Here is a 19,470-nt window from a genome sequence, read left to right as displayed (position 1 = left end):
TGGAAGGCGATCGGCACCTAGCGGGTGGCCGACTCCCACTCCCTCAGGCCCGGCCTGATCGAAAGCTCGCGCACGGACATCGACATCTTGCCTCTCCTTACTGATGACGGCCTAAAAGGTGGCCGGATTGCCGGACGGCGTGTCCAGCCCCAGGCCGTGCCAGATACGGCGCACTTCGTCGCGCTCGGCGAGAAAGCCGTCGGCCGGCACCTTGCCCGGCTGCTTCTGCAGCACCAGGCGGTGCAGCGCGGCGCGGTAGACCTTGTAGGCTTCGCGCAGGGCAATGGCGTCCGTGGCCGGTACCAGACCAGCCGCTTCGAGGGATTCCAGGATGCGGATGTTGTCGGGAAAACGCAGCAATTCGGGATGCTGCCACGACCAGGCCAGAACGGCATATTGGACCATAAATTCGATATCGACGATACCGCCGGCATCCTGCTTGAGGTCGAAGCGCTGCTCCGGCCGGCGCGCGTTCGGCCCCAGTCCGCCGGCGGTCACCGCGGTGCCGAGGTTGTCGAGCATCTTGTCGCGCATGCCGGCCACGTCGGCCTGCAGGGTCGCCAGCTCCCGCTGCCGACCGAGGATGCGCGCCCGCACCGCGTCGAAGCGCTCGCCAAGCCGCGGGCAACCCGCCACCACCCGCGCGCGCACCAGCGCCTGGTGTTCCCAGGTCCAGGCCTCGCTCTGCTGGTAGCGCTCGAAGGCCTCCAGCGAGCTCACCAGCAGCCCCGCCGCGCCGGACGGCCGCAAGCGCATGTCCACCTCGTAGAGGGTGCCCACCGGGGTAGTGGTGGTGAGCAGATGGATGATGCGCTGGCCGAGGCGATTGAAGAACTGGGCGCCATCCATGGGCTTGGCGCCATCGGTCTCGGCCAGGGGATCGGCGTCGTGGATGAACACCAGGTCGAGGTCCGAGCCGTGGCCCAGCTCGATGCCGCCGACCTTGCCGTAGCCGACGACGATGAAGTCCGGCTGGCAGGGCGAGCCGTCGCGCCGCTGCGGCGTGCCATGGCGCTGCACCAGCTGGCGCCAAGCCAGGCCGAACACCTCTTCGAGGATCACCTCGGCCAGCCAGGTCAGGTAGTCGCTGACCTTCATCAGCGGCAGGCTGCCGGCGATCTCCGCCGCCGCCACCCGCAGGCTGTGGGCGCGCTTGAAGTGGCGCAGCACGTCCATCTGCTGCTCCAGGTCCTCTTCGGGCAGGCGCATCAGACGTTCGCGCAATTCGGCAGCCAACTCAGGCTTCTGCGGCGGATGGTAGAGCCGACCCTCGTTGAGCAATTCGTCGAGCAACGCTGGATAGCGGGCGATCTGCTCGGCCACCCAGGCACTGGCCCCGCAGAGTTCCAGCAGCCGCGCCAGGGCCGGCGGATTCTCGCTGAGCAGGACCAGGTAGGCGGAGCGTCGCGCCACCGCCTCCACCAGTGGCAGCACCCGCTCCAGGGCGCGATCGGGTTGCTCGTCGGCACTGACCGCATCCAGCAGCCGCGGCATGAAGGCATCCAGGCGTTCGCGACCGGCGCGCTGCATGGCGCGCACCTGGCCACTGGCACGCAGGCTGGCCAGCAGTTCCAGCGCCTGCTCCGGCGCCTGGAAGCCCGCCTCGCGCAGTCGCGCCAGGGACTCCTCGGGGTCGAGCAGGTCTTCCCACAGCGGCAGCCAGCTGTCTTCCAGCTCGGCGCTCTGGGTCTCCTCCTCGGGATCGGCGATGGTCTGCTGGAAATGCCAGTCGATGCGGCTGCGCCAGGCGTCGAGCGCCGCGCTGAATTCATCCCAGTCGGCATAGCCCATGAGGAAGGCCACCCGCGCCCGCCCCTGGGGATCCACCGGCAGGGTCTGGGTCTGCTGGTCGGCGATGGCCTGCAGCCCATGCTCGACATAGCGCAGGAAGCAGTAGCCCTCGCGGAGCTCGGCTTCGGCCGCGGCCGGCAGATAGTCGCGCTCGCGCAGACTGGTCAGTACCCTGAGCAGCGATCGCTGTTGCAGCGCCGGATCACGCCCGCCGTGGATCAGCTGGTAGGCCTGGGCGATGAACTCCACCTCACGGATACCGCCCGCACCCAGCTTGACGTTGTCGGTCATGCCGCGTCGGCGCACCTCCTGGCGAATCAGCTGCTTCATGCTGCGCAGGGCTTCGATGGCGGAAAAATCCAGATAGCGCCGATAGACGAAGGGTCGCAGCAGGGTCAGCAGCTCGGCGCCGCTGACCTGGTCGCCGCCGACCACCCGTGCCTTGATCATGGCGTAGCGTTCCCAGTCGCGGCCCTGGTCTTGGTAATAGAGTTCCATGGCGGCAAAGCTCAGCACCAGGGCGCCGGCGCTGCCATAGGGCCGCAAGCGCATGTCGACGCGGAAGACGAAGCCCTCCACCGTGGTGGCATCCAGCGCCTTGATCAGGCGCTGCCCGAGGCGGGTGAAGAATTCCTGGTTGTCCTGCTCGCGCCGTGCGCCGCGGGTCTCCCCGGCCTCGCCATAGGCGAAGATCAGGTCGATATCGGAGGACAGATTCAATTCCCCCGCGCCCAGCTTGCCCATGCCCAGCACCACCAGTTGCTGTGGCTGGCCGCTGTGGCGCCCGGTCGGCACGCCGAACTGGGCGCACTGCTGGGCGTAGAGCCAGGCGCAGGCCTGGTCGATGCAGGCATCGGCCAGCTCGCTGAGGTCGCGGCAGGTCTCCACCAGATCGGCCCGGCGAGTCAGGTCGCGCCAGACGATGCGCACCTGCTGCAACATGCGGAACCGCCGCAACCGGCGCCCCAGCTCGGCCTCGTCCGGGCAATCGACGAGCGCCTCGCGCAACCGCTGCGCCATCTCGCCCGGTGCCAGTGACAGCTCCAGATCGCCACTGTCGACCAATGCCAGGCAGGGCTCGGGCAGGCGGCAGAACTGCTCGACGACGAAGTCACTGAGAGCGGCCACCCGCCGCCACTCGGCGCGCAGCGGCGCGGACCAGTCTGCCTGGCGGGCGGCCGCCGCGGGCAGCGGGGCCAGGGCGTCGGCCAGACGCCGGTCGGCGAGCTCGGCACATGCGACGAGAGTCGGAGGCAGATCGGGACGAAGGAGGGGTATCATGGGCAGTCCTGCGCAGGGACGGTCGAACCCCACCACCCTGCCGCGAACCCCATGCCAGGGACATTCCGACGGACCACCTGGTCCGAGCGGGAACCGTTTTCACGTCCGCGGTTCGGAGTTCGCGAGCCCATGAGCAGCGCGTTCGACAAACGTCGAATTGTTTTTTATCGCATTACAGCTCGGAGCTGAAACGGATTTGAATTTGTAGTAAAACTACACGCCGATCGGAACCGTCCGGTCATAAATCCAAGAATTTTCGCTGCCCCCAAGAGGCCGGCGGCGACCCTGAGGCGACCGATTTTGGAAGCCTTTCCGCCCTGGAGCAAGCCATGCAAGATCTCGATCCCGTCGAAACCCAGGAATGGCTGGACGCCCTGGAGTCCGTCCTCGACCACGAAGGCGAGGAGCGCGTTCATTATCTGATGACCCGCATGGGCGAACTGGCTACCCGCAGTGGTACCCAGCTGCCCTACTCCATCAATACCCCCTATCGCAACACCATTCCAGTGACCCGGGAAGCCCACATGCCGGGCGACCTGTTCATGGAGCGGCGCATCCGCTCGCTGGTTCGCTGGAACGCCCTGGCGATGGTCATGCGCGCCAACCTCAAGGATCCGGATCTGGGTGGTCACATCTCCACCTTCGCCTCCAGCGCCACCCTCTATGACATCGGCTTCAACTATTTCTGGAAGGCGCCCAACGAAGAGCACGGCGGCGACCTGATCTACTACCAGGGCCATGCCTCGCCTGGCGTCTACGCCCGTGCCTTCCTGGAAGGCCGCCTCTCCGAAGACCAGATGAACAACTTCCGTCAGGAAGTGGACGGCAAGGGGCTGTCGAGCTACCCGCACCCGCACCTGATGCCCGACTTCTGGCAGTTCCCGACCGTCTCCATGGGTCTGGGTCCGATCACCGCCATCTACCAGGCCCGCTTCATGAAGTACCTGGAGAACCGCGGCTACATCCCCGCCGGCAAGCAGAAGGTCTGGTGCTTCATCGGCGACGGCGAGTGCGACGAGCCGGAAACCCTGGGTGCCATCTCCCTGGCCGGCCGCGAGAACCTCGACAACCTGATCTTCGTCATCAACTGCAACCTGCAGCGCCTCGACGGCCCGGTACGGGGCAACGGCAAGATCGTCCAGGAACTGGAAGGCATCTTCCGCGGCGCCGACTGGAACGTCACCAAGGTCCTCTGGGGCCGTATGTGGGATCCGCTGTTCGCCCGCGACACCGAAGGTCGCATGCAGCAACGCATGGACGCCGTGGTCGATGGTGAATACCAGAACTACAAGGCCAAGGACGGTGCCTATGTGCGCAAGCACTTCTTCGGCGCCAATCCCGAGCTGCTCAAGATGGTCGAGGACCTGTCCGACGACGAGATCTGGAAGCTCAACCGTGGCGGTCACGACCCCTACAAGGTCTATGCGGCCTACCACCAGGCGGTCAACCACAAGGGCCAGCCCACCGTCATCCTGGCCAAGACCATCAAGGGCTACGGCACCGGTGCGGGCGAAGCCAAGAACACCGCGCACAACACCAAGAAGGTCGATGTGGAGTCGCTGAAGAAATTCCGCGATCGCTTCGACATCCCGCTGAACGATTCCCAGCTCAGCGAACTGCCCTTCTATCGTCCGGCCGACGACAGTGCCGAGATGAAGTACCTGATGAGCCGTCGCGAGTCCCTGGGCGGTCACCTGCCCCAGCGTCGCGCGCGCAGCCTGAGCATCCCCACCCCGCCCCTGGAAACCCTGAAGGCGGTGCTGGACGGCTCCGGTGATCGCGAGATCTCCACCACCATGGCCTTCGGCCGCATCCTGTCGCAACTGGTCAAGGACAAGGACCTGGGCAAGCGCATCGTGCCCATCCTCGCCGACGAGGCCCGTACCTTCGGCATGGAAGGCATGTTCCGCCAGTTGGGCATCTACTCGCCCCACGGCCAGCTCTATGAGCCGGTCGATCGCGACCAGGTGATGTACTACCGCGAAGAGAAGGACGGCCAGATCCTCCAGGAAGGCCTCAACGAGGCAGGCGCCATGTCCTCCTTCATCGCCGCCGGTACCGCCTACAGCAATTACAACCAGCCCATGCTGCCGGTCTACATCTTCTATTCGATGTTCGGCTTCCAGCGTATCGGCGACCTGGCCTGGGCGGCAGGCGATGCCCAGACCCGCGGCTTCCTGCTGGGCGGCACCTCCGGGCGTACCACCCTCAACGGCGAAGGCCTGCAGCACGAGGACGGTCACAGCCACATCCTGGCCGGCACCATCCCCAACTGCCGCAGCTACGATCCCACCTACGCCTACGAGCTGGCGGTGATCATGCGCGAAGGCATCCATCAGATGATGGAACTGCAGCAGAGCGTCTTCTACTACATCACCGTGATGAACGAGAACTACCAGCAGCCGGCCATGCCCGCAGGTGTCGAAGACGGCATCATCAAGGGCATGTACCTGCTGGAAGAAGAGCAAGGCGACTTCAAGCACCGCGTCCAGCTGCTGGGCTCGGGCACCATCCTCAACGAGGTCCGCGCTGCCGCTGGCCTGCTGCGCGAGATGGGCGTCGGCGCCGACATCTGGAGCGTCACCAGCTTCAACGAACTGCGCCGTGAAGGCCTGGCCGTGGATCGCTGGAATCGCCTGCACCCGCTGGAAGAGCGCCGCCTGACCTATGTCGAGCAGTGCCTGGGCGAGCGCCAGGGTCCGGTCATCGCCTCCACCGACTACATGAAGCTGTTCGCCGACCAGATCCGCCAGTGGGTCCCCACCGAATTCCAGGTGCTGGGTACCGACGGCTTCGGTCGCAGCGACAGCCGCAAGAAGCTGCGTGATCACTTCGAGGTCGACCGCCGCTGGGTCGCCGTCGCCGCTCTGCAGGCGCTGGCCAACCAAGGCAAGCTGGAACGCAAGGTCGTGGCCGACGCCATCACCAAGTTCGGCATCGACACCGAGAAGCGCAATCCCCTGGATTGCTGATGCGGCACACGGATAAGAGGAAACAACTGTGAGCGAGACCATCCGCGTACCCGACATCGGCAGTGGCGACGGCGAAGTCATCGAGCTGCTGGTGAAGGTCGGCGATACCGTCGAGGCCGAACAGAGCCTGGTGGTGCTGGAGTCCGACAAGGCCAGCATGGAGATCCCGGCCCCCAAGGCCGGCAAGATCGCCGCCCTGCACATCAAGGTCGGCGACACCCTCAAGACCGGTGATCTGCTGATCGACCTGGAAGGCGAGGACGCCGCCACCGGCAGCGAACCCGCCGCCGAACCCAAGGCCGAGTCCAAGCAGACCCAGGTCGAGGAAAGCGAAACCCCGACGCCGGCCGGCGACGAGGACGCTTCGGCGTCCGCCGGCGAAGGCGAGTCCCAGGAAATTCACGTTCCGGACATCGGCTCCAGCGGCAAGGCCAGCATCATCGAGGTGGCGGTCAAGCCCGGCGACACCATCGCCGCCGAGCAGACGCTGATCACCCTGGAATCCGACAAGGCCAGCATGGAAATCCCCTCCCCCGCCGCGGGCGTGGTGGAGAGCGTTTCCGTCAAGGTCGGCGACGAAGTCGGCACCGGCGATCTGATCCTGGTGCTCAAGGGCGCCGCCAATGCCAAGCCGAGCAAGAGCGTCGAATCCAAGGCCGGCGACAAGCCCGCCAAGGAAGCCGCCGAGCCCGAGCTGCACGAGGAAGCTGCCGCCGAGCCGGCCGGTGAGTCGGTCGAGGAGATCAAGGTCCCCGACATCGGCTCCACCGGTAGTGCCAACGTCATCGAGGTGCTGGTCAAGGCCGGTGACCAGGTCAAGGCCGAGCAGTCGCTGATCGTGCTGGAGTCCGACAAGGCCAGCATGGAAATCCCGGCGCCCAAGGCGGGCGTGGTGGAAAGCGTCGCCATCAAGGTCAATGACCAGGCCAAGACCGGTGATCTGATCCTGACCCTGAAGGTGGCCGGTGCCGCGCCCAAGCAGGCGGCCAAGCCGGCTGTCGGCAACACCGTCGCCAGCGCACCGTCTGCCGAGAAGAAAGCCGAGGCTCCGGCCAAGGCTGCCGCCCCGGCCAGCGCACCCGCCGCCGGCAAGGGCAAGAAGGTCCATGCCGGCCCGGCCGTGCGCATGGTCGCCCGTGAGTTCGGCGTCGATCTGGGCGAGGTCACCCCGACCGGTCCCAAGGGCCGCATCCTCAAGGAAGACGTCCAGGCCTACGTCAAGGATCAGCTGCAGAAGAGCAAGGCGGCTCCGGCCGCGGCTGCAGGTGCCACCGGTGGTGCCGGCATCCCGCCGATCCCCACCGTGGACTTCAGCAAGTTCGGCGAGATCGAAGAGGTGCCGATGACGCGCCTCATGCAGGTCGGTGCCAACAACCTGCATCGCAGCTGGCTGAACGTGCCCCACGTGACCCAGTTCGACCAGTCCGACGTGACCGATCTGGAAGCCTTCCGGGTCGGCCAGAAAGCCGTCGCGGAAAAGGCCGGCGTCAAGCTGACCATCCTGCCGTTCCTGCTCAAGGCCTGTGCCCATGTGCTCAAGGAACTGCCGGACTTCAACGCCTCCCTGGCCCCCAGCGGCAAGGCGGTGATCCGCAAGAAGTACGTGCATATCGGCTTCGCCGTGGACACCCCAGACGGCCTGCTGGTCCCGGTCATCCGCAACGTCGACCAGAAGAGCCTCCTGCAACTCGCCGCCGAAGCCGCCCAACTGGCGGAAAAGGCGCGGACCAAGAAGCTCAGCGGTGACGACATGCAGGGCGCCTGCTTCACCATTTCCAGCCTGGGTCACATCGGCGGTACCGGCTTCACGCCGATCGTCAATGCCCCGGAAGTGGCGATCCTCGGCGTGTCCAAGGCCAGCATGCAGCCGGTCTGGGACGGCAAGACCTTCCAGCCGCGCCTGATGCTGCCGCTGTCGCTGTCCTACGATCACCGCGTGATCAACGGGGCAGCTGCCGCGCGCTTCACCAAGCGCCTGGGCGATCTGCTGGCGGAAATCCGCAGCCTGCTGCTGTAAACGCCACAGGACGGTAATGGCTTCCCGCTACCGTCTTCTGGTGTAGCAAGAACCCCGCTCATGCGGGGTTTTTGCTGCCAGATCAACCGAAAGATCCAGGAAAAAGGTAGGATGAGCGCCCTGAGCGTCGCCCCTTGCATGCCTTGGGCCCTATCGGGCAACCTTGACAGCTATCCCAGAGCGCTGGCGAGACGGAGAGGAAGAAGGATTAATGATTTGTCTATCCTTTCCGATAACCCTAGGACCTTTTTCCGTCTTCACAAGGACGCGGACCCTCGCATGAGTATTCACTCCGATGCTGCCGATGCCGCGGTAGCCGATCAGGCGGGCGCGCTCAGCGCTCCTGCCCGATTGGGCTTGCTGCGCTTCGAGCGTCTGAATGAAGCCTCCTGGGCGATGCTCTATCTCGACTCCCGCTGTGAGGCCAGCCTCGGCCTGCCCGCCCAGGCGCTGTGTTCGCTCATCGATGCCCCCTATGCCAGCCTGATGGAGCCCAGCGTCCGTCATCGCCTGCACGAGGACATCCAGCTGCAACTCGCCGAGCATGGCAGCTATCAGGTGCGTTACCTGTTCCATTCCACCACGGCCCCCTGCCAGGTCGTCGAGGTGGGCGAGAGCCTGCAGCGTCATGGTCGCCCCCTGCTACGCGGCTATCTGCTGCGGGTGATGAACGACGATGCCCTGGCCGGCGAATGGGAAGCCCACAACCTGGCCCTGCGGTCGACCCTGGCGCTCCTGCAGGAAAGCCAGGACCACAGCCAGCAACGGCTGGGGATGGCCCAGGCGCGGCAGACCCTACTGCTCGAATTGTCCCGGCTGGCCCTGAGACAGACGCCGGTCGACGACGAACTGGTGCAGCTGCTGCGTGCCCAGGGCCCGGCCGCCTTTGCCGTGGATGAGCTCAGCCTGTGGCGCTACGAAGGCAATGGCCTCGTCACCCTGTGCAAGGAAGAGCGCCTGCCCACGCTGTGCAGCGACCACCGCCGCCGGTTGCGTGAGCAGGGCGTGATCGAAGACGCCAGCCAGGTGCTGCACCCTTCCCATACCGGAGGCGGAACGGCCCTGGACGTGGCGCTGCTGCACGAGAATCAGCTGATCGGCCTGCTCTGCCTGAGACGGGACCGGCCAGCTACCTGGGAGGTCGAGGACGTCGCCTTCGCCCGCAGCCTGGCGGAATGTCTGGCTGCCCTGCTCCAGCAGCCGGAGCGCTTGCCGAAGGTCGCCCACCCCCTCACCCGGGTGATGGAAGCCAGCAACGATGCCTTCCTACTGCTGGATGCCGGCGGTCGCCTGGAGCACGCCACCGACAGCTTCGCCCGCATCACCGGCTATCCCATCGCCAAGCTGCAGGGCCTGCACGTCGAATCCCTGCCGGCCCTGGAGAACTGGAGCGAGCTGCTCTACGAAGCCTGGCAGCACCTGGCGCACCAGGACAGCTGGCAGGGCGAATTGCGGTGCTATCGCCGCGACGGCGAGACCTACTGGGGCCAGCTGTCGCTGTCCAAGATCCAGCAGCCCAACGGCGACCTGCAGGGCTATCTGGGTATCTTCCAGGACACCAGCAAGACCCGCTTCGCCCAGCAGCACAACGACGAGATGGTGTTTCGCGACAGCCTTACCGGGCTGGCCAACCGCAGCCACTTCATTGCCCGCCTGGAAGAGCGCCTGGAGCAGTCCAATCCAAGCAGCGAGCACTCGCTGCTGCTGGTGGACGTCGACAACTTCAAGAGAGTCAACGACAGCCTGGGTCATCGCATCGGCGACCAGCTGCTGGTGGGCCTGGCCCGGCGCCTGCGCAGCGCTCTGGGCAAGGGCGCGCTGATCGCGCGCATCGCCAGCAACGAATTCGCCGTGCTGCTCGACGGCATGGATGCGGTGTCCGCCACCAGCCTGGCTCGCGACACCCTGGTAGCCCTGGATCCGCCGCTCTATGTGGAAGGCTACCCGACCCTGATCAGTTGCTCTATCGGTCTGACCACCGCCAGGCCGCACGAAACCGATCCGCAGACCCTGATCAAGCACGCCGGTCTCGCCCTGCACAGGGCCAAGGCCACCGGCGGCCATCAGGTCCAGGTGTTCACCGAGGCGCTGATCGCCGAGGCCAGCAACAAGCTGTTCGTGCAGAACAACCTGCGCCGCGCCCTGGAGCAGAACGAATTGCTGGTGCATTACCAGCCCAAGGTTTGCCTGAAGCGCGCCAAGCTGCTTGGCCTGGAAGCCCTGATCCGCTGGCAGCATCCGGAAAAGGGCATGATCCGCCCGGACCAGTTCATCAGCATCGCCGAGGAAACCGGGCTCATCGTGCCCATCGGCAAGTGGATCATCCGCGAGGTCTGTCGCCAGCTGCACCGTCTCGACGCCGCCGGCTTCGACGACCTGCAGATCGCCATCAACCTGTCACCCAAGCAGTTCACCGATCCCGACCTGGTGCAGTCCTTCGTCACCATCCTCAACGAGGAAGACATCGCGCCCAAGCGGCTGGAGCTGGAGCTGACCGAAAGCCTGCTGCTGGATGCCACCGACGCTACCCGCAACACCCTCGAAGCCCTCAAGCGGCTGGGCATGAGCCTGGCGATGGACGACTTCGGCACCGGTTATTCGTCGCTCAGCTACTTGAAAAAATTCCCCATCGACATCATCAAGATCGACAGGAGTTTCATCAAGGACATCCCGGACAACCAGGACGACATGGAAATCACCTCCGCGGTGATCGCCATGGCCCACAACCTGCGGCTGCAGGTGGTTGCCGAGGGCATCGAGACGACCGAACAGCTGGCTTTCCTGCGCCATCATTGTTGCGATATCGGCCAGGGCTATCTGTTCGACAAGCCCATCCCGGCCGACCAGCTCGACGCCGCCCTGGCGCGTTACCTGCCGACGCGCTGACCCGCCGAGCGGACTCGACCCCGCTGCAGCGATTTTGCGTACACTGAGCTTTTCGCCTGGCCCTTTCCCACGAGGTATCCCATGGTCCTGCGTTCCGAAATCCTGACCAAGAAGACCCACCTGCCCGCCGCCGAGCAGGCGCTGCCCGGCCGCGAGACGGCCATGGCCGTACCCGCCGCCCACTACGTCAACGGCAATCCGTTGCAAGGCCCCTTCCCCGCCGGGCTGCAGAGTCTGGTGCTGGGCATGGGCTGCTTCTGGGGCGTCGAGCGGCGTTTCTGGCAACAACCGGGGGTCTGGACCACCGCCGCCGGTTACGCGGGCGGCCATACCCCTAACCCGACCTACGAAGAGGTGTGCTCCGGCCTGACCGGTCATACCGAGGTGGTGCTGGTGGTGTTCGATCCGGCCCAGACCTCGCTGAAGGCGCTGCTGAAGATCTTCTGGGAAGCCCACGACCCGACCCAGGGCATGCGCCAGGGCAATGATGTCGGTACCCAGTATCGCTCGGCGCTGTATTACAGCGACGACAGCCAGCGCGAGGCCTTCGAAGCCAGCCAGGCCGCCTTCCAGGCTCAATTGGCCGAGGCCGGTTATGGCGAGATCACCACCGAGATCGCTCCTTTGCCGCCCTTCTACTACGCCGAGGCCTATCACCAGCAGTACCTGGCGAAGAATCCCAACGGCTATTGCGGTCTGGCCGGTACCGGCGTGTGCTTGCCGCCCAGTCTGGCGGTCTGATCGCACTTCGCTCGGCTTACCTGGGGATCGTTGGGCTTCGGCGATAGAACTGCCTCAGCCCAACCTACGCCAAGCTGTTCGTAGGTTGGGTTGAGCGCAGCGAAGCCCAACGTTGCCCCTCCCTTATTCCGCGATCAGCCACTCCAGCCGCCAGCTGCCTTCGCCCTGGGCCAGGTGCTCGGCCAGCCAGGGGAGCAACTCGCGCAGCTCTTCCTCCAATCCCCAGGGCGGATTGACGATGGCCAGTCCCGAGCCATTGAGCCGGGTGGGGTCGTCCGCCGCGCGGATCAGCAATTCGACGTTGAGCAGCTTGGGCGCGCCGCTGGCCTGCAGACCCGCATGGAAACGCCTGAGCTGGCGGCGATCCTTGATCGGATACCAGAGGGCGATCACCGTCTGGCGCATCCGGCCGATGGCCTCGGTGACCGCCTTGACGCAACGCTCCAGCTCATCGGCCTTCTCAAAGGGCGGATCGATCAGCAGCAGTGCCCGGCGCTCGGGCACCGGCAGCAGCGCCCGCGGCAGCAGCCAGCCGTCCTTCTGGTGCACCGCTACCCGGCGATCACCGGCCATATTTTCCTTGAGCAGGCGACCATCCTCGGGGTGCAGTTCGTTCAGCAGCAGCCGATCCTGGGGCCTCAAGGCCTGGCGCATCAACTCGGGCGAGCCGGGATAGTAGCGCAGCGCGCCATCGGGGTTGAGCGCCGCCACCGCTTCGCGATAGCCGACGAAGGCGGCCGGTGCGGCGTCCAGCGCCCACAGCCGACCGATCCCTTCGCGCCATTCGTCGGTACGACTGGCCTGGTCGCCGGCCAGGTCATAGCGACCCACGCCGGAATGGCTGTCCAGATAGGCGAAGGGTGCCTCCTTGCGCGCCAGCAGCGCGGCCAGGCGCAACAGGGTGGCGTGCTTGAAGACATCGGCGTGATTGCCGGCATGGAAGGCGTGTCGGTAATTCATGGGATACTCCAGCGTCAGCCCTACAGTGTACCGCCTTCCTCGGGCGCCAGCGGCGTCGCGCTTTGACACCCTGGCCGTGCAGCGGGTTAAATCCCTAGGTTCTTCATTTCTTTGCCCCAGGAGTCACGCTTGGACGCCGTCACCATCAACAGCTTGTTCTTGATCGGTGCGGTGCTGATCGGCCTGTCGATTCTGGTCAGTTCGATTTCCTCGCGGGTCGGCATCCCGATCCTGGTGATCTTCCTGGTGGTCGGCATGTTCGCCGGCGTCGACGGCCCCGGTCACATCGCCTTCGACAACTATCCGATGGCCTACCTGGTGGGCAATCTGGCGCTGGCGGTGATCCTGCTCGACGGCGGCATGCGCACCCGGGTATCGAGCTTCCGCGTGGCGCTCTGGCCGGCGCTGTCGCTGGCGACGGTGGGGGTGATGATCACCACTGGCCTGACCGGCTTGGCTGCGGCCTGGCTGTTCGATCTCAGCCTGCTGCAGGGCCTGCTGATCGGCGCCATCGTCGGCTCCACCGATGCCGCGGCGGTGTTTTCCCTGCTCGGAGGGCGTGGCCTCAACGAACGGGTCACCGCCAGCCTGGAGATCGAATCCGGCAGCAACGACCCCATGGCGGTGTTTCTCACCGTGACCCTGATCGAGATGCTCGCCAGCGGCGAGAGCGGCTTCAGCTGGAGCCTGCTCGGTCATTTCGTCAGCGAATTCGCCATCGGCGGGGTGATCGGCCTGGGCGGTGGCTGGCTGCTGCTGCAGCTGATCAACCGCATCCACCTCGCCGACGGCCTCTATCCGCTGCTGGCCATCAGCGGTGGTCTGCTGATCTTCGCCCTGACCAACGCCGCCCATGGCAGTGGCATCCTCGCGGTCTACCTCGCCGGTCTGCTGATGGGCAATCTGCCGATCCGCAGCCGCCATGGCATGCTGCACATGCTCGACGGCATGGCCTGGCTGGCGCAGATCGGCATGTTCCTGGTGCTGGGCCTGCTGGTGGAGCCGCACAACCTGCTGCCCATCGCCCTGCCCGCCCTGGGCCTGGCGCTGTGGATGATCCTGGTCGCCCGCCCGCTGTCGGTGGCCATCGGCCTCTTGCCCTTCCGCGCCTTCCATGACCGGGAAAAGGCCTTTATCGCCTGGGTCGGGCTGCGTGGCGCGGTCCCCATCATCCTCGCGGTGTTCCCGATGATGGCCGGACTGCCCCAGGCCCAGCTGTTCTTCAACGTGGCCTTCTTCATCGTGCTGGTGTCGCTGCTGGTGCAGGGCTCCAGCCTGCCGCTGGCGGCCAAGCTGCTCAAGGTGACGGTGCCACCGGAGCCGGCGCCCTTCTCCCGCGCCGGCCTGCAGGTCCATCCGACCAGCGAGTGGGAGTTGTTCATCTATCGCCTGGGCGCCGAAAAATGGTGCATCGGCGCCGCCCTGCGCGAGCTGAAGATGCCCGAGGGCACCCGCATCGCCGCGCTGTTCCGCGGCGAGACCCTGCTGCACCCCTCCGGCAGTACCACCCTGGAAGCCGGTGACATCCTCTGCGTGGTCGGCCATGAGCACGATCTACCCGCCCTGGGCCGCCTGTTCAGCCAGGCGCCGCAGCAGACCCAGAGATTCTTCGGCGACTTCGTCCTGGAAGCCGATGCCGAACTCAGCGCGGTGGCCGCGCTGTACGGCCTGCAACTGGGCGAAGTGGACGGCAACCAGCGCCTCGGCAGCTTCATCACCCACCAGATCGGCGGCGAACCCATCGTCGGCGACCTGGTAGAGTGGAACGGCCTGGTCTGGATCGTTGCGGCCATCGAGAACAAGCGCGTGCGCAAGGTCGGCGTGAAGTTTCCCGAAGGCAGCAGCAGCGGACCCGCGCTCTTTCTTTAACGGTGGATGAACGGGGTTCGCGGCTTGAGGGCCGCCGCCTTGCACCCCAGGCAGCCTGGCTTTAACCTCGCGCCTTTCCACTGCCCGACGCCTGCCGCATGCACCGCCTGTCCGCTCTGCTTCGCGCCGCCGCCCTCTGCGGCTGCCTGTTCACCCTTCCCGCCGTGGCTCAGGATTCCGGGCCGCCCGACGCGCAGCAGGTCCAGCAGAATCTGAGCGCTCTGGCCGATCGCAAGCTGCCCGCCGCCGAGCAGAGCGCCGCCCAGGAGAGCCTGCAGCTGACCCTCAAGCTGCTCGACCAGCGCGACCAGTACGTCAAGCAGCTGGCCGATCTGCGCCAGCAGCTGGCCCAGGCCCCGCAGCAGACCAAGGACGCCCAGCGACAACTGGCCCGCCTGCGCGCCGAGCCGATCAAGCCGGCCGAACAGCGCTATGCCGGCGCGACTCCTCAGGCCCTGGAGCAGCGGCTGAGCGAGACCAGTCTGGCGCTCAACAGCGTGCAGGACGATCTGAACGCCGCCAACAGCCTGGTGATCAATGCCCAGACCCGCCCCGAGCGCGCCCAGGTGGACATCGCCAATTTGCAGACGCGCCTGCAGCAGATCGCCGATCTGCTCAAGAGTGGACGCGAGAACGCCAAGGCGTTGACCGCCGAGCGGCGCGGGCAACTGCTGGCGGAGCAGGCGGCGGCGGGCGCGCAGATCCAGCTGTTGCGCCAGGAGCTGGCGGGCAACAGCGTGCTGCAGGATCTCGGCGCCATTCGCAGGGAGCTGTTCACCGAGCAGGTGAAGCGTTACGAGCAGGAGACCCTGGACCTGCAGACGCTGATCAGCGGCAAGCGGCGCCAGCAGTCGGAAAAGACCCTGGCCGAAGCCTCGCGGGAGTCCGAAAAGACTGCCGGGGACGATGTGCTGTCCCAGGAGACCGGGCTCAATCTGCAACTGTCCGACTACCTGCTGCGCGCCACCGATCGACTCAACGATCTCAATCGCCGCAATCTGGAGTCCCGCCAGCAGCTGGATCAGCTCAAGCAGACCAGCGAGAACATGGAACAGCAGATCGGCGTGCTCAAGGGCAGCGTGCTGCTGTCCAAGCTGCTCTACCAGCAGCGTGCCGCGCTACCCTCGGTCAAGGTCAACAAGGATCTCACTGACGACATCGCCGATCTGCGCCTCTATCAGTTCGAGCTCAACCAGCAGCGCGCCCAGATCGCCAATCCGGATGCCTACGTCAGCAATCTGCTGGCCCAGCAGCCGCCGGAAAAGACCACGCCGCAGCTACGCCAGCAGTTGCTCGACCTGCTCAAGACCCGCAGCGAATTGCAGGAGCGTCTCAACACCGAGCTCAATGCCCTGCTCAGCGAGTCCATCGACCTGCAACTCAACCAGCGTCAGTTGCAGACCACCATCAGCAGCCTGCGCGGCACCCTCGACGAGCAGATGTTCTGGATTCCCAGCAACAAGCCGCTGGACTGGAACTGGGTCAAGACCGCGCCCCGCAAGCTGATGCAGCAACTGCGCGACGTGCCCTGGGGCTCCAGCCTGCATGAACTCTATGTCGGCCTGGCCGAGCGCCCGCTGCTGCTGCTGCCGCTGGTCCTGGCCTTCGCCACCCTGATCTGGCAGCGACCCCGCATCCATGCCCAGGTCAGCAAGCTCAACCAGGATATCGGTCACTACCAGCGCGACAGTCAACTGCACACGCCGCAGGCCGTACTGCTCACCATTCTCCTCGGCCTGCCGGCGAGTCTGGTGCTCTGGCTGGGCGGCGTGGCCCTCGAAGGGGACGAACGCGGCGTCAACGCCGCCATTGGTGCGGCGCTGCTGGAAATGGCCGCCGGTTGGCTGGTGTTCTACACGGTGTATCGCCTGCTGGCCTCCGGCGGCGTCGCCGAGACCCACTTCCGCTGGGCCCGGCCCCAGGCGCAGTCCCTGCGCCGGCTGGTCAGACGCGTGGGCCTGCTGGCCCTGGCACTGATGGCGGTGGTGGCCATCGCCGAACGTCAGCTGGCCGGTCTGGCCGACGATGTCCTGGGCATTCTCATCGTCCTGATCGCCTATGCCAGCCTGGCCTGGATGCTGGGTCGCTCCCTGCTCAATGCCACCGCCCGCGAGCGCCTGCCGTTCTTCCGCCTGTTGCTCGGCCTGATGATCACCGCCATTCCAGCCGTGCTGTTCTTCGCCGTGCTCTTTGGCTATTACTACACCGCGCTCAAGCTCACCGATCGCCTGGTGGATACCCTCTATGTGCTGATGGCCTGGATCATCCTCGAAGCCACCCTGGCCCGTGGCCTGAGCGTGGCCGCGCGGCGCCTGGCCTACCAGCGCGCCATCCAGAAGCGCCAGGCGCAGCAGGAAGACGCCGAGGGCGTGGAGGTGGTGCAGGAGCCGACCCTGGACATGGAGCAGGTCAACCAGCAGTCCTCGCGGCTGTTGCGCCTGACCCTGCTGCTGGCCTTCCTCGGTGTGCTCTATCTGGTCTGGGCCGACGTGGTAGCGGTGTTCTCCTACCTGGACAACGTCACCCTCTACCAATACACCAGCGGCACCGGCGCCGCCGCCACCCAGGTGCCCCTGACGCTGCGGGTGTTCATCATCGCCCTGGTGATCGCCGGTCTCACCGTCGCCCTGGCGCGCAACCTGCCCGGCCTGCTGGAAGTCCTGGTGCTGTCGCGCCTGAATCTGGCCCAGGGCAGCGCCTACGCCACCACCACCCTGCTGTCCTATGTCATCGTCGGCTTCGGCACCGTGACCACCCTGGCGACCCTGGGGGTGAGCTGGGACAAGCTGCAGTGGCTGGCCACCGCCCTCTCGGTCGGTCTGGGTTTCGGTCTGCAGGAGATCTTCGGTAACTTCATCTCCGGTCTGATCATCCTCTTCGAGCGCCCGGTGCGCGTCGGCGATCTCATCACCATCGGCAACGTGACCGGCACGGTAAACAAGATCCGCATCCGCGCCACCCATATCACCGACGCCGACCGCAAGTCGGTGGTGGTGCCGAACAAGACCTTCGTCACCAGCCAGCTGATCAACTGGACGCTGACCGACACCGTCACCCGTATCGTGCTGACCTTCGGCATCAATCGCGGCAGCGATCTGGCCGAGGCCCAGCGGTTGATGATGCAGGCGGTCAAGGAAAATCCGCGGGTGCTGCATGACCCCGAGCCCTCGCTGCACATCACCCACTATGGCGCCAGCACCCTGGACCACGAATTGCGCATCTATGTGCGCGAACTGGGCGATCGCAGCGCCGCCACCGATGAGCTGATCCGCCGGGTCGACCAGTTGCTGCGCGATGCCGGTATCAACCTGCTGTCCACGCCGCAGATGGAGATCACCTTGAAGAATCGCCACGGTGCGGAGAAACAACTGGGCAAAAAGCCTCTCCTACCTGAAGGGGATGCCCAGCAGGAAGCCGAGGATCCCAAGCCATCCAAGGCCTGACGGCCCCCTGCGCGGATATCTCGGGACACTCATGAAACAGCTGCTCGATCTGACGTTCGACAACAGATTCGCCCGCCTGGGCGATGACTTCTCCACCCGCATCGACCCCCGGCCGCTGGACGATCCACGGCTGGTGGTCGCCTCGCCCGCCGCCCTGGCGCTGTTGGACCTGGATCCGGCGGTGGCCGAGACCCCCGAATTCACCCAGGTGTTCGCCGGGGCCCAGCTCTGGGATAGCGCCGAGCCCAGGGCCATGATCTATTCCGGCCACCAGTTCGGCTCCTACAACCCGCGCCTGGGCGATGGCCGCGGCCTGCTGTTGGGCGAGGTGGTCAACGACCGCGGTGAGCATTGGGATCTGCACCTCAAGGGCGCCGGTCTCACGCCCTTCTCGCGCATGGGCGACGGCCGCGCCGTGCTGCGCTCCTCCATCCGTGAATTCCTCGCCTCCGAGGCCTTGCACACCCTGGGTATCCCGACCACCCGGGCGCTGTGCGTGATCGGCTCCGCCACCCAGGTGGTGCGCGAGCGGTTGGAAACCGGCGCCACCCTGCTGCGCATGGCCCCCAGCCATGTGCGCTTCGGTCACTTCGAGTACTTCTACTACACCCGCCAGCATCAGTTGCTGGAGCAACTGGGCGAGCATGTGCTGGCTGCGCACTTCCCCGAACTGCTAGCCACCCCCGAGCCCTGGGCGGCGCTGTTCCGCGAGGTAGTGGAACGCAACGCCCGGCTGATCGCCCATTGGCAGGCCTATGGCTTCTGCCACGGGGTGATGAACACCGACAACTTCTCGATCCTGGGCCTCACCTTCGACTTCGGCCCCTTCGCCTTCCTCGACGACTTCGACGCCCAGTTCATCTGCAACCATTCCGATCACACCGGGCGCTACTCCTACAGCAACCAGGTGCCCATCGCCCACTGGAACCTGGCGGCTCTGGCCCAGGCCCTGACGCCCAAGGTGGCGGTCGAGACGCTGCAGGAGAGCATCGCCCTCTTCCTGCCGCTGTATCAGGCGCACTACCTCGACCTGATGCGCCGGCGCCTGGGCCTGCAGGAGGCGCGAGACGAAGATCAGGAGCTGGTCGAGCGCCTGCTGGCCCTGATGCAGCAGGGCGGTGTGGACTATCATCTGTTCTTCCGCCACCTGGGCGAAGACCACCCTGCCGCCGCCCTCGCCCGGGTGCGCGAAGACTTCATCGACCTGCGTGGCTTCGACGACTGGAGTCAGGCCTATCGCGCCCGCCTGGACGTCGAAGGCGGTGCGGCAGCCGACCGTACCGCGCGCATGAACGCGGTCAATCCGCTGTATGTGCTGCGCAATTACCTGGCCCAGCAGGCCATCGAACAGGCCGAAGCAGGCGACTACCAAGAGGTGCGCCTGCTGCACGAGGTACTGTCACGCCCCTTCGAGGCCCAACCGGGACGCGAACGCTTCGCCCAGCGGCCACCGGACTGGGGCAAGCACCTGGAGATCAGCTGCTCGTCTTGAAGTCCGGCTCCGACCAGG

Annotated in this window: 9 protein-coding genes; 7 read left to right on the top strand and 2 right to left on the bottom strand. The window is 65.9% G+C overall.

Features of this window, described 5'->3' with window-relative positions:
* Window positions 1-111: 111 nt before the first annotated feature.
* On the bottom strand, window positions 112-3,072 hold the full coding sequence (gene glnE / locus LRS53_RS19800) for a bifunctional [glutamate--ammonia ligase]-adenylyl-L-tyrosine phosphorylase/[glutamate--ammonia-ligase] adenylyltransferase (RefSeq protein WP_231357053.1): 2,961 nt from the start codon (window positions 3,070-3,072) through the stop codon (window positions 112-114).
* Between the two features lie 329 nt (window positions 3,073-3,401).
* On the opposite strand from glnE, the gene aceE reads away from it, so the two are divergent.
* The 4 genes from aceE (at window position 3,402) to msrA (ending at window position 11,688) form a co-directional block, all read left to right on the top strand.
* A complete protein-coding gene (aceE, locus tag LRS53_RS19795) occupies window positions 3,402-6,044 on the top strand; it encodes a pyruvate dehydrogenase (acetyl-transferring), homodimeric type (RefSeq protein WP_231357052.1) in 2,643 nt (880 codons plus the stop codon).
* Window positions 6,045-6,072: 28 nt separating this feature from the next.
* Window positions 6,073-8,061 carry a dihydrolipoyllysine-residue acetyltransferase gene (gene aceF / locus LRS53_RS19790; RefSeq protein WP_231357051.1) on the top strand — a complete coding sequence of 663 codons (1,989 nt, stop codon included), beginning with the start codon at window positions 6,073-6,075 and terminating at the stop codon, window positions 8,059-8,061.
* 279 nt (window positions 8,062-8,340) lie between these two features.
* On the top strand, window positions 8,341-10,947 hold the full coding sequence (locus LRS53_RS19785; RefSeq protein WP_231357050.1) for a putative bifunctional diguanylate cyclase/phosphodiesterase: 2,607 nt from the start codon (window positions 8,341-8,343) through the stop codon (window positions 10,945-10,947).
* An 81-nt stretch (window positions 10,948-11,028) separates the two neighbouring features.
* Window positions 11,029-11,688, top strand: coding sequence for a peptide-methionine (S)-S-oxide reductase MsrA (gene msrA / locus LRS53_RS19780; protein ID WP_231357049.1), 660 nt, complete (start codon window positions 11,029-11,031; stop codon window positions 11,686-11,688).
* A gap of 123 nt (window positions 11,689-11,811) precedes the next feature.
* Here msrA and LRS53_RS19775 read toward each other — a convergent pair whose 3' ends face one another.
* Window positions 11,812-12,648, bottom strand: coding sequence for a 23S rRNA (adenine(2030)-N(6))-methyltransferase RlmJ (locus LRS53_RS19775; protein ID WP_231357048.1), 837 nt, complete (start codon window positions 12,646-12,648; stop codon window positions 11,812-11,814).
* 129 nt (window positions 12,649-12,777) lie between these two features.
* Between LRS53_RS19775 and LRS53_RS19770 the strand changes: the two genes are divergently transcribed.
* The 3 genes from LRS53_RS19770 to selO all read left to right on the top strand — a co-directional run bounded on the left by LRS53_RS19770 (window position 12,778) and on the right by selO (window position 19,452).
* A complete protein-coding gene (locus LRS53_RS19770) occupies window positions 12,778-14,517 on the top strand; it encodes a potassium/proton antiporter (protein WP_017640096.1) in 1,740 nt (579 codons plus the stop codon).
* Between the two features lie 98 nt (window positions 14,518-14,615).
* Window positions 14,616-17,960, top strand: coding sequence for a mechanosensitive channel MscK (gene mscK, locus LRS53_RS19765; RefSeq protein WP_231357047.1), 3,345 nt, complete (start codon window positions 14,616-14,618; stop codon window positions 17,958-17,960).
* Between the two features lie 31 nt (window positions 17,961-17,991).
* The gene (selO, locus tag LRS53_RS19760; RefSeq protein WP_231357046.1) at window positions 17,992-19,452 is read left to right on the top strand and encodes a protein adenylyltransferase SelO; all 1,461 of its coding nucleotides are present in this window, start codon (window positions 17,992-17,994) and stop codon (window positions 19,450-19,452) included.
* Window positions 19,453-19,470 lie beyond the last annotated feature (18 nt).

This window comes from Pseudomonas sp. PLB05 (assembly GCF_021106615.1).
GTDB lineage: Bacteria > Pseudomonadota > Gammaproteobacteria > Pseudomonadales > Pseudomonadaceae > Chryseomonas > Chryseomonas benzopyrenica.
This window is presented reverse-complemented; position numbering and strand designations above follow the sequence as displayed.

What these genes read in the sequence shown, in the direction of transcription:
- glnE (WP_231357053.1), bottom strand. Translation starts at nt 3,072, where the DNA reads ATGATACCCCTCCTTCGTCCCGATCTGCCTCCGACTCTCGTCGCATGT.
- aceE (WP_231357052.1), top strand. Translation starts at nt 3,402, where the DNA reads ATGCAAGATCTCGATCCCGTCGAAACCCAGGAATGGCTGGACGCCCTG.
- LRS53_RS19785 (WP_231357050.1), top strand. Translation starts at nt 8,341, where the DNA reads ATGAGTATTCACTCCGATGCTGCCGATGCCGCGGTAGCCGATCAGGCG.
- msrA (WP_231357049.1), top strand. Translation starts at nt 11,029, where the DNA reads ATGGTCCTGCGTTCCGAAATCCTGACCAAGAAGACCCACCTGCCCGCC.
- LRS53_RS19775 (WP_231357048.1), bottom strand. Translation starts at nt 12,648, where the DNA reads ATGAATTACCGACACGCCTTCCATGCCGGCAATCACGCCGATGTCTTC.
- mscK (WP_231357047.1), top strand. Translation starts at nt 14,616, where the DNA reads ATGCACCGCCTGTCCGCTCTGCTTCGCGCCGCCGCCCTCTGCGGCTGC.
- selO (WP_231357046.1), top strand. Translation starts at nt 17,992, where the DNA reads ATGAAACAGCTGCTCGATCTGACGTTCGACAACAGATTCGCCCGCCTG.